Origin of the sequence: Methylobacterium aquaticum, from assembly GCF_001043915.1 — a bacterium.
In the GTDB taxonomy this organism is placed as follows: Bacteria; Pseudomonadota; Alphaproteobacteria; order Rhizobiales; family Beijerinckiaceae; genus Methylobacterium; species Methylobacterium aquaticum.
This window is the reverse complement of the sequence record NZ_LABX01000467.1, coordinates 1-1663: the sequence shown is the minus strand read 5'-3', so window position 1 is coordinate 1663 and position 1663 is coordinate 1. Positions and strand designations below refer to the sequence as shown.

Below are 1663 nucleotides of genomic sequence, written 5' to 3'. Positions count from 1 at the left end.
ACGCGGTGCTGGACGCGCCGCAAGCCGAGTACACCCGCGCGCTGCTCGCCGCGATTCCCCACCCACCCGTGTGAGGGCCGACCATGACGACATCATCCCCCTCTCCCGCCCTCCCCCTCGACGACGAGGCCGCCGGTGCGGTCGTCGACGCGATGATGCCGCTCGTGGGCATCCCGATGGCGCCCGAATGGCGCGAGACGGTGATCGCCAACGTCAAGGCGACGGCGGCGGCGGCCCGGCTGGTGCTGGACTTCCCCCTCGACGATTCCGTCGAGCCGGCGCCGGTCTTCCGGGCATGACGGAGGCCGGCATGACGACGACCGACACCGCCACCGGGATCGCCGCCGCCGTGGCGGCGGGCCGGCTCACCGCCACCGCGGCCGTCGAGGCCGCGCTGGCGCGGATCGCCACCCGCGACCCGGATCTCAACGCCTTCACGGACGTGACGGCGGCGCGCGCCCGGGCCCGGGCCGCGGCGATCGACGCCGACCGGGCTGCCGGCAAGGCGGCGGGACCGCTCGCTGGCGTGCCCTTCGCGGTCAAGAACCTGTTCGACGTCGAGGGCCTGCCGACCCGCGCCGGCTCGAAGATCAACCGGGAGCGCCCCCCGGCCTCCCGCGACGGCGCCCTGGTGCGGCGGCTGGAGGCGGCGGGCGCGGTGCTGGTCGGCGCCCTCAACATGGGGGAATACGCCTACGACTTCACCGGCGAGAACGCCCATGACGGCCCTTCGCGCAACCCGCACGACCCCGAGCGGATGACCGGCGGCTCGTCGGGCGGGTCCGGCGGGGCCCTGGCGGCCGGGATGGTGCCCCTCACCCTCGGCTCGGACACCAACGGGTCGATCCGGGTGCCGTCGGCCTTCTGCGGCACCTTCGGGCTCAAGCCCACCTTCGGCCGGCTGTCGCGGGCGGGCTCGTTCCCGTTCGTCGCGAGCTTCGACCATCTCGGCCCCCTGGCCCGCTCGGTCGCCGATCTGGCCGTGGCCTACGACGCGATGCAGGGCGAGGATCCCGACGATCCCTGGCAGGCGCCGCGCCCGCCCGAGCCGGTCGGCGACGCGATCGCCAAGGGCACGACGGGTCTGCGCATCGCGGTGGCCGGCGGCTATTTCGCCCGGGGCGGCGAGCCGGATTGCTTCGCGGCCGTCGCGCGCGCCGCCGAGGCGGTGGGCGCCTCCCGCACCGTCGAGATCCCGGAAGCGGCCCGGGCCCGCGCCGCGGCCTTCATCACCAGCGCCTCCGAGGCGGCGGGCCTCCACCTCGACCGCCTGCGCGAGCGCCCCGGCGATTACGACCCGGCGGTGCGCGACCGGCTGATCGCCGGCACCACCATCCCGGCGGCATGGGTCCATCGCGCGCATCGCTTCCGCCGCTGGTACCGCGAGCGGGTGCTGGCCCTGTTCGACGAGGTCGACGTGATCCTCGCCCCCTGCACGCCGTGCCGGGCACTCAGGATCGGCCAGGCGACGATGCAGCTCGACGGCGTCACCGTGCCGGCGCGGCCGAATATCGGCGTCTTTACCCAGCCGATCTCGTTCATCGGCCTGCCGGTCGTGGCGGTGCCGGTGCGGATCGGGGGCGGGCTGCCGCTCGCCGTGCAGGTCATCGCGGCGCCGTGGCGCGAGGATCTGGCGCTGCGGGTCGCCGGGGCGATCGAGGCG

The 1663-nt window shown here is 75.5% G+C and carries 2 protein-coding genes; both read left to right on the top strand.

Annotated features, from left to right (window positions below):
- Nucleotides 1–83 precede the first annotated feature (83 nt).
- Nucleotides 84–299, top strand: a complete 216-nt coding sequence (locus VP06_RS33280; protein ID WP_048468109.1) for a DUF4089 domain-containing protein — start codon at nucleotides 84–86, stop codon at nucleotides 297–299.
- An 11-nt stretch (nucleotides 300–310) separates the two neighbouring features.
- Nucleotides 311–1663, top strand: a 1353-nt coding sequence (locus VP06_RS33275; RefSeq protein WP_048468110.1) for an AtzE family amidohydrolase, incomplete at its 3' end; no start/stop codon positions are given.